The sequence below is a fragment of the Novosphingobium sp. 1529 genome, assembly GCF_040544855.1.
Classification (GTDB): Bacteria; Pseudomonadota; Alphaproteobacteria; order Sphingomonadales; family Sphingomonadaceae; genus Novosphingobium; species Novosphingobium capsulatum.
In genome coordinates, this window is sequence record NZ_JBEPKW010000003.1 from 131,106 (window position 1) to 148,551 (window position 17,446).

Below are 17,446 nucleotides of genomic sequence, written 5' to 3' on the forward strand. Positions count from 1 at the left end.
TACGTCAGGGACGATGCGGCAGCGCCATCAGCGGATGGCGCAGGCACAGCAGCGTTCCGCCCAGCACCACGAAGGCGGTCAGCGCCAGCGGCAGCGCCAGCCCGGTGTGCAGCACCAGCACGGCGCCGGCCGCCGCGCCAATAAAGATCATGGCGATCGCCAAAAGGCGCGTGCGCAGGTTGGGCCCGCCCGCGTCAGAGGCAATGCCGGTGATCGTCAGGGTCAACACGGTGGTGGTCAGATCGGGCACTTTGAGCTGGCGCACCGTGGCATTGCGAAAACCCATGGCCCCTGCCGTCAGCCCGATCATCACCAGCACGGCCCAGGCGGGATGCGCCACGATGCCGTCGGCGCCGGGCACCAGCGCCACCGCCGCAGCCGCCAGGAACAGCACGGCTTCAAGCAAGGCCGCGCGCAGCAGCCAATAGCGCAGCGGATGGCTCGACGCGTGGCGCCACAGCCGCCCCGCCACGCTCGCGCCCACCATGAACAGGCCCAGCGCCACCAAGTAGGGCACGGGCGTGAAACCCGGCGCGCGGGCCAGCGCAAAGGCCAGGAACACCACATTGCCGGTCATGTTCGCCGTAAACACCTTGCCCAGGCCAAGGACGCTGACGGCGTCGACAAAGCCGGTCGTGGCCGACAGCAACAGCAGCAGGCGCGGCAGCGGCGATGGCGTGCGCACCGCCACAGGCGCGCCGGCGACGGGGGGCGATTGGGGCGGATGAGAGTCCATGGCACTTTCCCTTTCAGAACCGGAACGAAGCTTCGCCGGCAAACAGATCGATCGGCCGGCCGGCACCGGCCTGGACCAGAAAGCCGCCGGGCACGAAATGGCTGGCAGAGGCAGTCAGCGCCAGTTCGCGCGTGGCCTGCCAGGTTACCACCGCCTCTGCCTGCTTGCCGAGAAAGCGCGCCTGGCCGGCCGTGGCGGGGTGCAGCTGACGGCCGGGAATGTCATAGACGCCATCGCCCCGGCTTTGCCGCCAATAGGCCATGCCCGTAACACCCAGTTGCACCGCGCCGCCGTTCAGCTTGCCCAGCGCGAGCGTAAGCGCCGGGTGCACGTCGATCAGGTTGCGCGGGCCCAGCGGCGAAAGCTCGCCGAAATACTTGCCTTTGGGAAACAGCGGGTTGAAGCCGTTGATCCGGCCATCGGCGGGCGCCTTGTCGCCACTCGCGAGATCGACATGGAGCGACAGATCGGGCGTGGCCGGCAAGGCCGGAAAGCGGCGCCCGGCGCGCAGCGCCACCGACCAGGCGTGGATGGGCGCGCCGGCCAGGCGCCCGCCCTGGGCCATCGCCTCCATGTCCCAATAGGCAGACCCGGCACGCCCGGCGCTGCGCAGGCCCAGGGTAACGCGCCGTTCGTCACCCAGTCCGCCGGGAAATCCGGCCTGTTGCAGGCTGGCGGCGCGATCGTGATAGACCATGGCATAGGCATCGATCCGCACGGCATGCCCGCTGCCCAGCCAGCGCGTGGCATATAGCCCCCACAGCGCCTTTTGCCGCGATCGCCGATCGTCCATGCTGTGCGGCCCGGCCGCGACCGGCACCAGGTAGAACAGGCTGGCAGTATAAGGGCCGGAATCGAGCAGCGCCCGCGTGCCATCGAACGGCAGCGGCGTATTGGGGCCATAGCGCGTGCCGACCAGCCGCTCGCTGCCCAGGCTGACCAGCTGGCGCCCGCCTTCCAGGCGCAGTGTGGTGCCCGGCGCGATCGGCACGGTCACATCGGCAAAGGCCTGCAACAGATCAACGCCGGTGCGATCGACCGGCGACGGTCCGCCGACCACGCCCTGCGCCGCATTGGCCAGGCCCTGAACAAACACGCGAAAGCGGCCGACGTGCAGATCGGCATGGGGCATCGCCCGCCAATAGCGCGCGGTCTGACCCTGGGTTGCCTCAACCCGCGCGCGCAGTTCCAGGCCGGTCGACAGCCACACCTGCGGCGCCGCCAATGGAATGTATTTCAGCGGCGCGGTCCACCGCGCGCGGCGGGCGGCGGGGTCGGCCAGGCTCGACCAGTTTTCGGTATAGCGCGTGATGGTCAGGGTGGGCGGGCGCCAGGCCTCGATCACGCTGCGTGGCAGGGCATCCTGATCGGCAGACTGCTGCGCGCGCGCAGCCCCATGCGGCACCAGCGCCGCCAGCATGGCCGTGACGACGGCCCGGCCGGCGCGGGGCACGCTCACATGCGCCCCTCGCGCCGCGCATGTTCGGCCACCAATGCCGCCAGGACAAAGCCGCCGGCCAGGCCGAGATGCTCGAAAAACGCGTTGGTGGCGGCAAAGCGCGCCGGCCCCTGCAGCGCCCAGAACGGATTGGCGAGGCAGGCCGCCAGCACCGTGAACACGCCCAGCATCCCCGCGCCCAGCCACACCAGCCGGCCGACCAGGATCAGCGCCGGGCCGATCAGTTCCACCGCGATGGTCACGCCGGCCCACAGCGCCGGCAGCGTCATGCCGAAATGCGCCTGTTCGGCAACCGCGCCGGGCCAGTCACCCAGCTTGGCCAGTGCCCCCACCAGATAGGCGCCCACCAGCAGCAGCCGGGCAACGAACCAGGTGGGCGGCCAATCCAGGATGGCATCGACAAAGCGCGGATCGGCCGGGGCCGGTGGAACAGGCGCAAGACGGGGCATGGCGCTTAACGCATTGCGTTCTGGTGGATTTCGGCGATGTAGCCGCCCGGGAAGCGCACCAACGCGGCACGGCGGCCGCCCACTTCGCGCGCCGGCACCAGGGTTTCCACGCCAGCGGCGGTCGCCTTCGCCAGGGTGGCGGCCAGATCGGGCACGGCATAGCCGGTCATGTCGCGGCCCCAGGGCCAGGGCAACTGGCCGTTGGACACCAGCACCGTCAATTTGCCATAGCCGCTCTCGATCATCACGCGGCGGATCGGGGCCGGCAGGCCCGCCTCGGCGCCCGGCGCGGTCTTGTCGTCAGACACCACGCGGCCATGGGCAAAGCGGGTCCATGCCGCGATGAACGCGTCGGCGGCATCGGCGGTCAGGTACACGCGGTTTTCCGGCACGGTGGCCAGCGGCGCATAGTGCGGCGTGGCGGTGTGCCAATAGAGCTGCATGTTCACGCCGCCCGGCCACTGCACCACCACATCGCGCCCGATCGGATCGGGAAAGGTTTCGATAAGGCGCGTGGCACCGGCGGCGCGCGCGGCCTTCACCGCGGCGTCCATGTCCGTCACCAGATAGCCGGTGCGTTCGGCGCCAAACGGATAGGGGATCGGCGTCTTGAACCCGAACACCGAGACCGTTCCTGCCGGGGTAAGCACAAGCTGCGACTTGGTCAGGCTGGGCGTGGGGGTAACCTGAAATTCGCCCTGCTTGCTGGTTGTACCGCCAAAGGTGGCCTGGAACGCGGTGACGAACGCGTCGAACTGCTCCTGCGGCACATAGACGTGGGTTGTATCGTATTGCGGGCCCACGGCATAATCGGCCATCGGCACCGGCTTGGCAGCCAGCGGGGCCGAGGCCGACAACAGCGCGGCCGCAAGGGCGAGGGAAAGGCGCAGCTTCATCATCGTTTCTCCTGTCAAACCGCCCAGCAGCCGCAGCCCAGTGCGCCCCAGAACGTTTGCACATCGGCAACCGGCGCGGCCTGGCCCAGCGCAGCGGCATGATCGTGGCCATGGACACCGCAGGCGCTGGCGCAGCCGCACGCATTGGCCAGCATGTTCCGTGCCTGGTCGGTCTGGAAATAGCCGCCGAACGTGTTGACCGGCGACCAATCGGGCATGGCCGGCGGCAGATCCGGGGCCAGCGGGGCAAAGTCCCCCTGCCCATGCACCACTTCGCCGCCCAGCACGGTCAGCACGCTGCGGATATGGGCGATATCGTGCTCGGGCACGGCGAAGTAATCGGCGCTCAAGAGCGCGCAATCGGCCAGCTGGCCGGCCATGATCTGGCCTTTCTTGCCCACCTCGTTGGAAAACCAGGTGTTCTCGTGCGTCCACATCGCCAGCGCCTTTTCGCGGCTGACGCGGTTGGCGCCGGGATAGAGCGCCATGCCGCCCACCGTTCGGCCCGTGACCAGCCACGAGAGCGATACCCACGGGTTGTAGCTCGCCACCCGCGTGGCATCGGTGCCGGCGCCCACGGGAATGCCTGCCGCGATCATCCGCGCGATCGGCGGCGTGCGCTCTGCCGCGCGGTGGCCATAGCGTTCGACGAAGTATTCGCCCTGATAGGCCATGCGGTGCTGCACGGCGATGCCGCCGCCCAGTGCGGCGATGCGATCGATGTTTCGGTCGCTGATCGTTTCGGCATGGTCGAAGAACCAGTTGATACCCGTCAGCGGGATATCGCGGTTGACCTTCTCATAGACATCGAGCGCGCGCGAAATCGTCTGGTCATAGGTGGCGTGCAGCCGCCAGGGCCAGCGATGCTCGGCCAAGAGGCGGATAACCGGCTCCAGATCGCCTTCCATGCTTGGCGGCATGTCGGGGCGCTCCACCCGGAAGTCCTCGAAATCGGCAGCCGAATAGACCAGCATCTCGCCCGCGCCGTTGTGGCGATAGGTATCATCGCCCTGCCCCGGCGAAACCTGCTTCACCCAGCCGGCAAAATCGGCCAGCTCTTCCTTGGGCTTTTGCGTGAACAGGTTGTAGCTGATGCGCACGGTGAGCTGGTTGTCGGCGTGCAGCTTTTCGATGATGGCATAATCATCGGGATAGTTCTGGAAACCACCCCCGGCATCGATCACCCCGGTCACGCCCAGGCTGTTGACCTCGCGCATGAAATGGCGGGTGGAATTGACCTGGTAATCCTCGGGCAGCTTGGGCCCCTTGGCCAGCGTGGAATAGAGGATCGTGGCATTGGGCTGGGCCAGCAGCAGCCCGGTGGGATTGCCGGCGGCATCGCGCACGATCTCGCCGCCGGGCGGATTGGGCGTGTCCTTGCCATAGCCCACCACCCGCAGCGCGGCGGCATTGAGCAGCGCGCGATCATAGAGATGCAGGATGAACACCGGCGTATCGGGCGCCACGGCGTTGAGTTCGGCCAGCGTCGGCAGGCGCTTTTCGGCAAACTGGTGCTCGGTAAAGCCGCCAACCACGCGCACCCATTGCGGCGCAGGGGTGCGGGCAACCTGGGCTTTGAGCATGGCCATGGCATCGGCCAGGCTGGGCACGCCGTCCCAGCGCAGCTCCATGTTGTAATTGAGGCCGCCCCGGATGATGTGCATGTGGCTGTCGATCAGGCCGGGGATCAGGCGGCGCCCGCCGGCATCGATCACGCGCGCCTGGGGCGCGGCAGCGGCGCGCACGTCGGCCTCGCTGCCCACCGCCAGGAAACGTCCGTCGCGGATGGCCACGGCCTGCGCCTGGGGGTTGGCGCGATCCAGCGTGGTGACCTTGGCGTTGACGATCAGGGTATCGGCCATGGCCTTACGCGTCCTTTTCCGGTGCGGAGCCATCGGGCAGGCGGCCGAACACGTGGCTGCGGCAATCGGTGCGGACAAAGGCAGTGATCGAATGGCCGGCAGCGGCATGGCGCACCAGCGGCACCACCTGTTCGCCCACCAGGATGCCCAGCAGCCCGACCAGCGCGATGACCGGCGGCGCGGGGGAACGCACCCCGATCAGCGAATAGACAATGCCGACCAGCAGGCCGGCCGCCAGCGACGCGAGATATGCCTTCATGGCGCAGTTTCCTTGGGGAAACGGCCCGCCCCGCAAGAGGGATGGGGCGGGCCGCCGGGGGGATTGGTAACAAAGTCTGCAATTTCGCCTGATGGTCACCCCGGGCTAAACCCGGGGTCCCGCTTCCTTGTCAGCGCACGGCCAGAAGCCAGCGGGATCCCGGATCAAGTCCGGGATGACGGAGACAGGATCAATGCTCGGCGCCGCCCACCACTTCGTGCGCGAACTGGCCTCGCTGCGGCGCGCCGTGGAGCATGGTATAGGCATAATCGACGCCCATGCCGTAGGCACCGAAATGCTCGCGCGCGATGGCCATGACGCCGTCATAGGTTCCGCGCCGCGCCCAGTCGCGCTGCAGTTCCAGCACGGCGTTGATCGTGGTCAGCGAGTGGGCGCCGGCCTGCTCCATGCGGCGGATCGCCACATCGTGCGCTTCGGGCGAGGTGCCGCCCGAGGCGTCGGTGATGATATAGACCTCGAACCCTTCCTCGATCGCGCTGAGCGTGGGGAAGAGCAGGCAGGCTTCGGTCCACAGCGCGGCGATCACCAGCTTCTTGCGGCCGGTGGCCTTGACGGTGGCGACCAGTTCGTCGCTGTCCCAGCTGTTCATCGAGGTGCGCTCGATCGGGGTTTGCTGCACCACGTCGAGCAGTTCGGGCCAGATATAGCCCGAGAACGACTTGGTCTCCACCGCCGTCAGGATGATCGGCGCGCCGAACAGCTTGGCCGCCTTGGCCAGGGCCACGGTGTTGTTCTTGAGCTGCTGGCGATCGATGCTGGTGACGCCAAAGGCCATCTGCGGCTGGTGATCGACGAAGATGAACACGGTGTCGTCAGGATTGATCAGCGACTTGGCATGAAAGGTCATGGGATCTGTCCTTGAAGGAGAAAGGGTGTGGGTCAGTCGGCCAGCAGATGCGCTTCGAGCAGCCACAGCTGCTTGTCGCTCTCGCGCGAGATCTGGGTGAACAGGTCGGCCGTGGTGGCATCGCCCTCGCCCGCCGCGCTGTCGATCGCGGCGCGCACGGCCTTGCCGAACAGCGCAAGGCTGGCCGCCAGCGCGCGGATATGCGCGTCACCGCCATGGGCGGCGAGCGGATATTCATAGAGCGTGGTGGCGCCGGCGGTGGTCTGCACCCGGCCATCGGCGACATGGCCCAGCGTGGTGATCCGCTCGGCCAGGAGATCGACGAATTCCTCTACCTGGCCATGCACGGCATCGAACAGGCCGTGCAGTTGCAGGAAATGGCGGCCGCGCACGTTCCAGTGCGCCTGCTTGGCCTGCGCTTCCAGGTCGAGCGCATCGGACAGCCGGGCCTGGAGCAGCGCCACCGATGCCTTGCGGACGTGGGCGGAAAGATCGATGCTGGTTTCGTAGGTCATCGGCTCAGGCCTTGAAGAAGCTGAGCAGATCGGCGTTGATCACCTCGGGATGGGTCGAGGCCATGCCATGGGGGAAGCCGGCATAGGTCTTGAGCGTGCCGTGCTTGACCAGCTTGATCGCCAGGTGCGCCGAATCCGCGATCGGCACGATCTGGTCGTCTTCGCCGTGCATGATCAGCACGGGCACGTCGATCGCCTTCAGGTCTTCGGTGAAATCGGTTTCGGAAAAGGCCTTGATGCAATCATAGTGGGCCTTGGCCCCGCCCATCATGCCCTGGCGCCACCAGTTGTCGATCAGGCCTTGCGAAACCTTGGCATCGGGGCGGTTGAAGCCGAAGAACGGGCCTTCGGGCACATCGCGGAAGAACTGCGCGCGGTTGGCCAGCAGCGCCGAACGGAACCCGTCGAACACGTCCATCGGCAGGCCACCGGGATTGGCCGGGGTTTGCAGCATGATCGGCGGCACCGCGCCGATCAGCACGGCCTTGGCGACGCGGCCGGGCTTGGCCCGCGCCACATAGTGCGCCACTTCGCCGCCGCCGGTGGAATGGCCAACGTGGATCGCATCCTTGAGATCAAGATGATCGGCCAGCTCCGCGACGTCGGCGGCATAGGTATCCATCTCGTTGCCGTCGCCGGTCTGGGTGGACCGGCCATGGCCGCGCCGATCGTGCGCGATCACGCGATAACCCTGCCCCAAGAAGAACATCATCTGGGCATCCCAATCGTCGGCAGAAAGCGGCCAGCCATGGTGGAAAACCACCGGCTGCGCGGTCTTGCTGCCCCAGTCCTTGTAGAAGATTTCGGTGCCATCGGCGGTGGTGATCGTGGGCATGACGTGAAGGCTCCCATTCCGGCCGCAACACCAGGGGCAACCTTTGCCCGGTGCGGCCAGCTTTGTGTTCCAGCCCAAGTGTGCGCCCTCGCGCCTGCCCTGCCAGCCCCAGCATGGGGGCTGGGCGCACCCCCATTTCGGGTGGCTACCCAGGCCGCGACGCGCGTGGTATCGCCTTCGTCCATGCCCGCGCGCACCGATACCACGATAGGCATCCTGATTGCCGACGATCACCCGATGCTGCGCGAAGGGGTGGCCGCCGTTATCGCGATGCAGCCCGACATGGCCGTGGTGGGAGAGGCAGCGACCGGCGATGAAGCCGTGGCGATGTACGATGCCCTGCGCCCGGCGGTGGTGCTGATGGACCTGCGCATGCCGGGGATGACCGGCCTTCAGGCGATCGAGGCGATCCGCGCCCGCCATCCCCAGGCGCGCATCCTAGTTCTCACCACCTATTCCGGTGACGCGCAGGCGCTGCAGGCGCTGCGCGCGGGGGCGGCGGGTTTCCTGCTCAAAAGCAGCCTGCGCCGCGAACTTCTCGGCGCGATCCGCACCGTCCACGAAGGCCAGCGTCACCTGGCGCCCGATGTGGCGCAGGAAATTGCCCTGCACGCGATCGACGAGCCGCTGACCCCGCGCGAAACCCAGATCCTGCAACTGATCGCCTCGGGCCATGCCAACAAGCAGATCGCCTGGACGCTCAACCTGGCCGAGGAAACGGTCAAGTCCGGCATCAAGAACATCTTTGGCAAACTGCATGTCAACGATCGGACCCACGCCGTGACCAAGGCCGCGCGGCGGGGCATCATTGAACTGTAGGCGCGGCATTGCCGTGCTGGCGGCCGGCGGGCTGGCGCTCATGGCCAGTGCGCCGATGGCCCAGCGGCAGGGCCAGGCCCAAGCGCCAGTTCAGGCGCCGGTTCAGGCGCAAGCGGGTGTGCTGGCGGGATACAAGCACGAACACTGGACCCTGGAAGAAGGCGCGCCGGGCCGGATCAACGCGCTGACGCAATCGCGCGACGGGTTTCTGTGGATCGGCAGCGTGGAAGGACTGTTCCGCTTTGACGGGTTGACGTTCGAACCCGTGCCCCAGCCCGGCGGCCAGGGCGCGCGGCTGGTGGTGTCGCAACTGGCCAGCGCGCAGGACGGCACCGTGTGGGTGGGGCTGGGCCGTGGGCGCGGGGTGATGGCCTGGCGCGATGGGCGGCTGGTCGACATGGCAATGCCGCATCCCTCGCGCCAGGTCACCGACATGGCCCAGGCGCCCGACGGCGCGATGTGGGTGGTGCGGGGCGGCCGCAGTGATGGCACCCTGGCCCGCTATGCCGATGGGCGCTGGCAGGAATTCGGCCAGGACGCCGGCTTGCCCGCCGAACAGGCGTGGAGCACGGCGTTTTCCGCCGATGGCACGCAATGGCTGGTAACCGAACGCCAGGTGCTGATCCGCCCGCGCGGCAGCCAGCGCTTTGCCGCAACCGGCATCGCGGTTACCCCGCGCGCCAGCCTTGCCGCCGGGCCCAATGGGGCGATGTGGCTGTCAGACGCGGCCGGCACCCGCCTGCTGACCCTGGCGCAAGGCCGCGTCACGGCCGGGGCGCGGCTGGCGATCAACCCCGATCCGGTGGGCGGCACGCGCATGCTGTTCACTACCGACGGCGCGCTGTGGGAAACCACCTGGAACAGCGGCGTGCAGCGCCTGACTACGCCCGACAAAGCCACCGGCAGTGCGCAGGCCGCGCCTGCGGCGATGCGCCGTTTCACCTTCGATGCCACGCAAGGGCTGACCTCTGACCAGACCCATGCCCTGTTGCAGGATCGCGAGGGGAACCTGTGGATCGGCACGGAAATGGGGCTGGACAAGCTGCGTCGCGTGCCGATCGTGGTGGAAACCGCGATCCCTGCCAATTCGCCCACCAGCTATCGCCTGGCCGGCGGCGATGATGGCGTGGTCTATGTTGGCGATGCCCGCGCCACCTATGCCATTGCCCCTGGCCAGGCGGCGCGCACGATCCTGCGCTTGGCCAGCCCCGCTGGCGCATTGTGCACGGCGCGCGGGGGCGGCGCATGGCTGGTGACGGGTGAACGCCTGGTGCGGCTGAACCCGCGCGGCGCGGCTGGGCGGGCCATTGCCCTGCCGCGCGGCCTGATGCCGCTGGCCTGCGGGCAGGATGGCGCGGGTCGCATCTGGCTGGCGGCGCTGGACCAGGGGCTGTGGTGGCACGAAGGCGGCGCCTGGCACACCCTGGCGACACCGCGCGCGCTGCCCGCCAACATCGCGATTGGCGGCGATGGCCGGGCGATCGTGGCATTTCGCGGGCCGGCGCCGCGCAGGGCAGATCTGCCGTTCGTGGCGATTTCGCCCGCACAGTTGCAGGTCGACGGGATCGAAGGCCTGCTGCCCGGCCCCCTCGGCGATGGCCCGCTGATCAGCGGCGCGCGTGGTCTTCAGGCGCCACTCGCGCGGGGCAGCACACCCGTGCTGGCAAGCGCAAACCCCTGGGCAGCCTCGCTCAATGGCCTGGTGTGGACGCGCAGCGGCGATGGCTGGGGCATTGGCGATAGCGGCATCGTGCAGTTGCGCGGCGCCGATCTGGCGCGGGCGTTGATGCACCCCGGCCAGGCGGTCCCCTGGCGCCGGTTCGATTTTCGCGATGGCCTCAACAGCTTTGCCCAGAAGGCCGCCGGCGCTCAGGTGGTGCAGGGCGGCGACGGGCGTATCTGGTTCCTCACGCGCCGCAACTTGGTGTGGATCGATCCGGCCGCGCTGCGCCGCAATCTGCTGCCGCCCGCGGTCATGGTGCGCAGCCTGGTGGCTGGCGGCACGCCGCGGACGCCGGGCGCCGGGCTGCGCCTGCCGCCGGGCACGCAATCGGTGCGGATCGATTTTACCGCCACGAGCCTGACCGTGCCGCAACGCGTGCAGTTCCGCACCCGCCTGTCTGGCCCGGGCCTGCCAGGGCAATGGACCGCCCCATCGACCGAGCGCAGCGTGACGTTCAGCGATCTGGGGCCGGGCCGCTATACGTTCCAGGTCATCGCTGCCAACGAGGACGGTGTGTGGAACGCGGGCGGCCAGACCATGCAGTTTGCCATCGCCCAGCGGTTCTACCAGACTTGGTGGTTCCCCCTCGCTGCGATCGTGGCGCTCTCGGCCATGCTCTATCTGCTCTACATCGCGCGGGTGCAGTATCTGGGCCGGTTGATCCGCGATCGCATGGCCGAACGCACCAGCGAGCGCGAACGCATTGCCCGCGAACTGCACGACACCTTGATCCAGGGCGTGCAGGGCCTGATCATGCGCTTTCAGTCGGTGGCCGATCACCTTTCGCACGATCCCGCCGCGCAAGCCGTGCTGACCCCGGCGCTGGACCGGGCCGAGGAAATGCTGATCGAGGGGCGCGACCGGGTGAAAGGCCTGCGCCGCCTGGAAGACCGCCACCTGCGCCGCGAACTGCAACGCCTGCTCGACAACCTGGTCACCGGCGCCAGCCTGACGCTGAACGTCAAAGGCGAAGTGCGGCCGCTGCACCCCGATATCGTCGATGAAATCCTCGCCATCGTCGGCGAGGCGCTGTGCAACGCGGCGCGCCATGCCCAGGCCGATGCGATCGATGTGAACGTGGAGTATGGCGCGCGGGCGCTGGCGGTGTTTGTCAGCGACGATGGCATCGGCATTGCCAGCATCGACGGCGAGGACGGCGCGAACGGCAGGGCGGTCAGCGCGGCGCTGATGAAGGGCCATTATGGCCTGATCGGCATGCGCGAGCGGGCGCGGCGCATTGGCGCATCGTTTTCCATCGAAAGCGGGCATCGCCTCGGCACGCTGGTGCGCCTGTCGGTGCCCGCGCGCCTGGCCTACGCCGCCTGAATAGCGTCAAGGCGCGGTGGGCAAGGCAGGTTCGGGCGTGGCGCTCTTGTGCGGATGGCGCAGGTTCTCGATCTCGGCAGCGCGGCGCTTGAGATAGAAATCGCGCGTGGCGTTGTAGGGATCGGCCGATTCCGCGCGGAACTTCTTGAGCTGGCCATCGATCGCCACGCGGTCATCCAGCCCGCCGATCACCGTGACGGCCAGGCCATACGGCACGGTATCGAGTGGCTCGCCCACAGCCAGCGGGAACCAGGAGCGATCGACCGTGGTGCCAATCAGATCGCGCAGCGTGGTCGGCCCGATCAGCGGCAGGAACAGGTATGGCCCCGATTTCACGCCGTAAAAGCCCAGCACATCGGCCAGGCCATTGGGCCGATAGGGTATCTTGAGCGGCTTGGCCTTGGCCACGTCGATCAGCCCGGCGAGGCCAATGGTGGAATTGACGGTAAAGCGCACCAGCACCTGCCCCGCCTTGCCGAACTTGTGTTCGAGCAGGAACGCCACGAAGTTCGACGGCTCACGCAAGTTGTAGAGCACATTGTGCAGCCCGTGGCGCAGCGGCGAAGGCAGGCCGTGGACATAGAGCCGCGCCACCGGCGCCACCACCAGCTTGTCGCCCTTCTGGATCGCCTCGTAAGACTTTTCGTTGACGGCGTGGACCGGGTCCTGCCGCGAATAGGCATCGCCCTGCACCACGATACCGGGTTCTTCCTGCACATCTGCAGGTTCGGACGGGGGCATGGCGGCCGGCGGCGCCGTAGGCGCAGGCGTGGTGGGCCCAGGCGTGGTGGGCGCGGCCGCAGGCGGGGAGGCAGGTGGGACGGCAGATGGCGCAGCAGATGGGGCAGGCGTTGCGACGGGCGCTGCCTGCGCCACGGGGGGCTGGCTGGGCGGCACGGCGCTGGATGGCGCCTGGGCATGCGCGGTTCCGGCCAGCAGCAAGCCGGGCGCCGCCACCATGGCCGCCGCCCACTTGCAGCCGGCCGACTTTGCTTTTCCCATCGTCGTCATATCCTGCCACTTGGCCGGATTTCCTGTACGCCAGATGAACTGAAAGCCGCATTTCCGTAAATTACGGGCAGTCCCCGCAGGTGTAACAATGCTGCGTCAATACGCGACAAGTTGAGTGCAGAAAGCCGGTCCAAATCGCGGCAAAATGGGACAAGATGCCCCAGGTGCGCGCCCGGCCAGCGGCCCGCGCCATGCGGAAAACCCGTAGATTTCCATATAACAGAACCTTAAGCATGCGGCCGGCATGATCCATGGCTGCTGCAAAGGGCTGGCCTTGACGCGATGCGCGATTTTCAAAGCACCATTCTGGAAATGATCGCCCGCGGCGCGCCGCTGGCCGCCACCATCGACCGGCTGTGCCGCGAGGTGGAGCGCCGCGCGCCCGGCGTGGTCTGCTCGGTGGTAACAGTCGATGCCATGCGCCGCCTGCGCCCACTGGCTGCGCCGAGCCTGCCGCCTGCCATGCGCACGGCGTTCGACGGCATTGACATCGGCCCTGGTGTCGGCGCCTGCGGCACCGCGACGGCGCTGGGCATCGAGGTTGTCTCTGCCGATATTGCCACCGATCCCGCCTGGGCGCCCTATCGCGATCTGGTGCTGCCCCTGGGCATCAAGGCATGCTGGTCGCGGCCGATCATGGCAGGCAATGACCAGCCGGTGGGTGCCTTTGCCTTTTACTATCACGAAGCGCGCGGGCCTTCGGCGCTGGAGCGCGTGCTGGTGGACCGCTCCATCGCGCTGTGTGCCATCGCGCTCGACCGGCAACGGCGGGTGGAAGAGCGGGATCGCCGTGCCAATACCGATGGGCTGACCGGCCTGCCCAACCGCGCCGCGTTCAACACCGCGATGGCCACCGTCGATTGCAGCCAGCCCGGCAACTGGGCGCTGTTCCTGATCGACCTGGATGGCTTCAAGGCGGTGAACGATACCTATGGCCACCACGCCGGTGACCGCTTGCTGGTGCAGGTAGGGCAGCGGCTGGCACAAATGGCCGCGCCGGATACGGTGTTCCGCATCGGCGGCGACGAATTTGCCGTGCTGGTGCAGGATGACGAGCACCTGCGCACGCTCGATGCCCTGGCAGAGCGGCTGCTCGACGGCTTGAAAGTGCCCATCACCATACCCGGCCACGTGCTGCGCCCGGCCGGCACCATGGGCATCGCCATCTTCAACGCCGGCGATGTGACGCCCGAACGCGTGCAGCAGAACGCCGACTTTGCGCTCTATCACGCCAAGGACGTGGCGCGCGGTGGTTCTATCCGCTTTTGGCCGGGCATCGGCACGCGGATGACACGGCGCATTACCGCGGTGCGCGAGTTGGACGCCGCGCTGCGCGAGGGCCGCCTGGTGGCGCATTACCAGCCGGTCGTAGACCTTGCCACCGGCACGGTGAGCGGGCTGGAGGCGCTGTGCCGCATCCGCATGGGGCAGCGCCTGCTATCGGCCATGGCGTTTCACGATGCCACCAGCGATCCGCAGACCGCCAATACCCTGACGCGCGAGATGATCCGCCAAGTGGCGCGCGATGCCCGCACCTGGCTCGATCTAAATGTGCCCTTTGCCCGCGTGGGCATCAATGTCAGTTCAACCGACCTGCACAGCGCCGGCTTTTTCGGCGCCACCGCCACCGCGTTCGAGGAACACGGCGTACCGCTGGACATGATCATCCTGGAAGTGACCGAGGCGGTCTATATGGATGATGATGGCGGCGTCATTCGCCGCTCGGTCGCGGCGCTGCGCGAACGTGGGCTGAAAGTCGCGCTCGATGATTTCGGCACCGGCTTTGCCTCGCTCACCCATCTGATGACCGTGCCAGTCGATTACATCAAGATCGACAAGTCGTTCGTGGATCGCATCGCCACGCACCGGCCCAGCCAGATCATCGTCGAAGGCGTGATCGACATCGCCACCAAGCTGGGTATCCAGGTGGTGGCCGAAGGCATCGAGGCGGCTGACCAGGCGCAGATCCTGCAAAGCCTCGGCTGCGTCCTGGGCCAAGGCTATCTCTATTCGCACGCGGTCGATTGCGATGCGATGACCGCGCTGCTGCGCGGCGGGCCGCTGCGGACCCTGCCAGCCCCGCGCGTGCAGCAGCAGGCCTGATCACCCGTCAATCGCGCGGGCGGGTGGCGCGCGGTGGCTCTGCCCCGGTTGTCCCCAACAGCGCCATATCGGCCCAATGGGGCCAGGCAATCACTGCCGGCTGCTCTCCCAGCCAGACCAGGCGCGGGCGACGCGGATCGAGCGCGGGCCAGGTGCCGATCGGCGCGCTGGCCGGAATGCCGCTGCGGGCAAAGGCCAGGAGCGCGCCGGCCATAGTGTCTTCCAGCGCCTGGTCCACCCCCTGCCAATCGCGCGTCACGCGAAACAAGTTGAGCGCGTCGCGCGTGCGCAGCCAATAGGGCACGTCACCGGTGTGATAGGCGCCGACAGTGGCCGGATCATGATCGGAAAAGACCACCCCTGGGGCATAGGGCTGCCGCCGGGCAAAGAGATAGGCATAGACCGGCTGCGTGCCAAAGCGGCGCTGCGCCGCCGCCCAGACGGCCATCTGCCGCCCGACAGTGGCATCGCGGGCGATATCGGCCGCCGCGCGGGCGGGATCAGGCCCGGCATAGGCCGCCAGGATGGCATCGGCCTCGCCGCCAAACCGCGCCTTGACCGCTGCGGCCAGATCCTGCGCCGTGGTCACCGGCCCCAGCGGGCGAAAGCTTTCGTCGCGGGTATAGCCGATCAGCACGGGCACATCGTTTTGCCCATGGGCGGCAAACACCGCTTCCGCGCGGCCGGTGATCACCTGTCCATCGCGCACGATCGGGCTGCGCGGGCTGGCAGCGGCAATGATGCGGTCACCGGGCAAGGTACGCAGCTGCGCCAGCGAGGTCGCGCCCAGTTCCTGTTGCAGGGCCAGCCCTTGCGCCTCTCCCTCGGCCAGGGGTGCGGGGCCGAGCATGCCGCCAAACGGGCTACCGCTCATCGCCACGGCACGGGCAAACAGACCGCGCGCCATCGGGCTGATCTGCAACAGCGCCACTGACATGGCCCCGGCCGATTGGCCCACGATCGTGACGTTATCGGGATCGCCGCCAAAGCGGGCGATGTTGCGCTTCACCCATTGCAGCGCGGCGATCTGGTCCATCAGGCCATAGTTGCCCGATCCATGCCCGCTTTCGGCCGACAGCGCAGGATGCGCCAGGAAGCCGAGAGCCCCGACGCGGTAGGCGATATTGACGCGCACCACGCCCTCGCGCGCCATCGGCTCTCCCGAATAGTTGGCCATCGAGGCGGAACCGATGTTGAACCCGCCGCCATAGATCCACACCACCACGGGGGCTTTGCCCGCCGCCTTGGCCTGTGGCGCCGGCGCCCAGATGTTGAGGTAGAGGCAGTCCTCGCTCGTCGCCTCGTTGCCGAAATAGTGGTTCTGCAGCGATCCGCGCAGCGGTTGCAGGCATTCGGGGGCATAGCGATCGGTGTGCAACGTGCCGGCCCACGGGACAACCGGCTGCGGCGCGCGCCAGCGCAATTCGCGCAATGGCGGCGCGGCAAACGGCACGCCCAGCCATGCCTGGATGCCCGAGGGCAGCGTGGTGCCCTCGATCATCCCGCCATCGACGGCGATGGGCGCAGCCTGCGCCGGGGCGGCGAGGCCCAGCGCAAGTGCCGCCAACAGGCGTCGGATCACTTGCCCGTCCCGGCCGGGCCCGGAACCTTGAGCACGCGGTGGAAGAAATCGAACGTGGCATTGAGCGCCTGCATCGATGCGGCGTGGGTTTCGGCCGGGGTGCGGCCAATGAAGCTGTGATCGACATGGGGGATGTAGATCGCCGTGACCGGCACGCCCGCTGCCTTCAACGCCGCCTCGCCCAGGTGCGATTGCGCCACGGGCACGGTCTTGTCTTCCTCGCCATGGATCAGCAGGAACGGCGGGTCTTTCGCGTCGATATAGGCGACCGGGCTGACACTGCGGAGCTTGTCGGCGCTGCACGGGCCATCGCATCCCAGCAGGCGGGCACCGGCCGAATTGCCATCGGGCGTGGCATTCATGCCGGCAAAGTCATAGACGCCGTACCAGGTCACCGCGCCTTGGACGCAAGCATCGGCACCGGCGGCCGGATCGAGCGCGGTGTTCTTGCAGGTCAGCGCGGTCAACGCGGTCAGATGCCCGCCGGCAGAGCCACCCCACAGCGCCACGCGCGCCGGGTCGATGGCATATTGCGCGGCGTGCCCGCGCAGGAAGCGCAGCGCGGCATTGGCGTCCTGCAGCTGGGCGGGAAACTTCGCCTCGCCCGACAGGCGGTATTCCAGGCTGGCCACGGTGAAGCCTTCGGCCGCGAGCGCAGCAAGCACCTTGGGCCAATCGGCAAAGGCACCGGAATGGCGGGTGTGCCCGGCCATCCAGCCACCGCCGTGGATATAGAGCACCAGCGGATGCGGCCCCTTGGTGGCCGGCACATAGATATCCAGCGCCTGCGGGCGATAGCCGGGCAATTGCTGATAGGTCACATCGCGCCAGGCCTTGACCCCGCCAGGAAAGGCCACCGGCACTTGCGGAAAGCGATCGGCCAGAACCGGCGCGGCTTCGGTGGGGAAATCGCGCGCGGGTGCCACGGCCGGCGTGGCGAGCAGGGCCAGCAGCCCCAGCGCAGCGGGAAGGCGTGCAAACATCAGGTCTCTCTCCATGGTCT

Annotated in this window: 15 protein-coding genes; 3 read left to right on the forward strand and 12 right to left on the reverse strand. The window is 68.0% G+C overall.

Annotation, left to right across the window (positions count from 1 at the left end; genetic code table 11):
- Positions 1-4 precede the first annotated feature (4 nt).
- The 9 genes from ABIC78_RS08615 to ABIC78_RS08655 all read right to left on the reverse strand — a co-directional run bounded on the left by ABIC78_RS08615 (position 5) and on the right by ABIC78_RS08655 (position 7,879).
- Positions 5-736, reverse strand: a complete 732-nt coding sequence (locus tag ABIC78_RS08615) for a YoaK family protein (RefSeq protein ID WP_354488994.1) — start codon at positions 734-736, stop codon at positions 5-7.
- Positions 737-749: 13 nt separating this feature from the next.
- Positions 750-2,195 carry an alginate export family protein gene (locus tag ABIC78_RS08620; RefSeq protein ID WP_354488996.1) on the reverse strand — a complete coding sequence of 482 codons (1,446 nt, stop codon included), beginning with the start codon at positions 2,193-2,195 and terminating at the stop codon, positions 750-752.
- Entirely contained in the window at positions 2,192-2,644 is a 453-nt protein-coding gene (locus ABIC78_RS08625) for a DoxX family protein (protein WP_354488998.1), read from the reverse strand. Before ABIC78_RS08625 ends, ABIC78_RS08620 begins: the two co-directional genes overlap by 4 nt.
- A gap of 5 nt (positions 2,645-2,649) precedes the next feature.
- Entirely contained in the window at positions 2,650-3,543 is an 894-nt protein-coding gene (locus tag ABIC78_RS08630; RefSeq protein ID WP_502915665.1) for a glyoxalase, read from the reverse strand.
- Between the two features lie 11 nt (positions 3,544-3,554).
- A complete protein-coding gene (locus tag ABIC78_RS08635; RefSeq protein WP_354489000.1) occupies positions 3,555-5,402 on the reverse strand; it encodes an amidohydrolase in 1,848 nt (615 codons plus the stop codon).
- Between the two features lie 4 nt (positions 5,403-5,406).
- On the reverse strand, positions 5,407-5,661 hold the full coding sequence (locus tag ABIC78_RS08640) for a XapX domain-containing protein (RefSeq protein ID WP_022677548.1): 255 nt from the start codon (positions 5,659-5,661) through the stop codon (positions 5,407-5,409).
- Between the two features lie 190 nt (positions 5,662-5,851).
- Positions 5,852-6,529 (reverse strand): hydrolase, encoded by a 678-nt coding sequence (locus ABIC78_RS08645; protein WP_022677547.1) that lies wholly within the window; start codon positions 6,527-6,529, stop codon positions 5,852-5,854.
- A 32-nt stretch (positions 6,530-6,561) separates the two neighbouring features.
- Complete coding sequence (gene dps, locus ABIC78_RS08650) at positions 6,562-7,044, reverse strand: DNA starvation/stationary phase protection protein Dps (protein WP_022677546.1); 483 nt, start codon at positions 7,042-7,044, stop codon at positions 6,562-6,564.
- Positions 7,045-7,048: 4 nt separating this feature from the next.
- Positions 7,049-7,879, reverse strand: coding sequence for an alpha/beta fold hydrolase (locus tag ABIC78_RS08655; RefSeq protein WP_354489003.1), 831 nt, complete (start codon positions 7,877-7,879; stop codon positions 7,049-7,051).
- Positions 7,880-8,062: 183 nt separating this feature from the next.
- Between ABIC78_RS08655 and ABIC78_RS08660 the strand changes: the two genes are divergently transcribed.
- Positions 8,063-8,698, forward strand: coding sequence for a response regulator transcription factor (locus ABIC78_RS08660; RefSeq protein ID WP_054131341.1), 636 nt, complete (start codon positions 8,063-8,065; stop codon positions 8,696-8,698).
- Positions 8,688-11,747 carry a sensor histidine kinase gene (locus tag ABIC78_RS08665; RefSeq protein ID WP_354489006.1) on the forward strand — a complete coding sequence of 1,020 codons (3,060 nt, stop codon included), beginning with the start codon at positions 8,688-8,690 and terminating at the stop codon, positions 11,745-11,747. Before ABIC78_RS08660 ends, ABIC78_RS08665 begins: the two co-directional genes overlap by 11 nt.
- A gap of 6 nt (positions 11,748-11,753) precedes the next feature.
- Here ABIC78_RS08665 and ABIC78_RS08670 read toward each other — a convergent pair whose 3' ends face one another.
- A complete protein-coding gene (locus ABIC78_RS08670) occupies positions 11,754-12,749 on the reverse strand; it encodes an MlaA family lipoprotein (RefSeq protein WP_158271846.1) in 996 nt (331 codons plus the stop codon).
- A gap of 291 nt (positions 12,750-13,040) precedes the next feature.
- Between ABIC78_RS08670 and ABIC78_RS08675 the strand changes: the two genes are divergently transcribed.
- On the forward strand, positions 13,041-14,861 hold the full coding sequence (locus ABIC78_RS08675) for a putative bifunctional diguanylate cyclase/phosphodiesterase (protein WP_354489008.1): 1,821 nt from the start codon (positions 13,041-13,043) through the stop codon (positions 14,859-14,861).
- A 7-nt stretch (positions 14,862-14,868) separates the two neighbouring features.
- Here the strand turns inward: ABIC78_RS08675 and ABIC78_RS08680 are convergent, their stop codons facing one another.
- Both ABIC78_RS08680 and ABIC78_RS08685 read right to left on the reverse strand, forming a co-directional pair.
- Positions 14,869-16,443: a carboxylesterase/lipase family protein gene (locus ABIC78_RS08680; protein WP_354489010.1), complete on the reverse strand. Its 1,575-nt coding sequence runs from the start codon at positions 16,441-16,443 to the stop codon at positions 14,869-14,871.
- Positions 16,440-17,426, reverse strand: a complete 987-nt coding sequence (locus ABIC78_RS08685) for an alpha/beta hydrolase fold domain-containing protein (protein ID WP_169048614.1) — start codon at positions 17,424-17,426, stop codon at positions 16,440-16,442. The genes ABIC78_RS08680 and ABIC78_RS08685 overlap by 4 nt, the downstream gene beginning before the upstream one ends.
- Positions 17,427-17,446 lie beyond the last annotated feature (20 nt).